Below are 238 nucleotides of genomic sequence, written 5' to 3' on the forward strand. Positions count from 1 at the left end.
GCACCAGCAAACGGTCGCCCCAGTGCGCGCAGCCCGCTATGCGGCCTTGTGCGAGCAGGATACCGGCCCGCCCCCACGCAGTGAGATTCTCGCGGCCGATCTGCAGAGCCACAGGTTGCGCCCGGTCGTGCCTCAGCGCGCAAAGCGCGAGAAGCGCGAACACGGCAAGCGTCAACGGAACCGCCTGCCACGCGCCGAGCCACGGCGACACGCAGCGATAAACCGCCGCCGACGCCGT

1 pseudogene is annotated in these 238 nt (G+C 70.2%); it reads right to left on the bottom strand.

What is annotated here, in order from left to right:
* Positions 1-238: pseudogene (locus SB753_RS41140) on the bottom strand (hypothetical protein); the annotation flags it as partial.

Origin of the sequence: Paraburkholderia sp. SIMBA_053, from assembly GCF_046534895.1 — a bacterium.
Classification (GTDB): Bacteria; Pseudomonadota; Gammaproteobacteria; order Burkholderiales; family Burkholderiaceae; genus Paraburkholderia; species Paraburkholderia caledonica.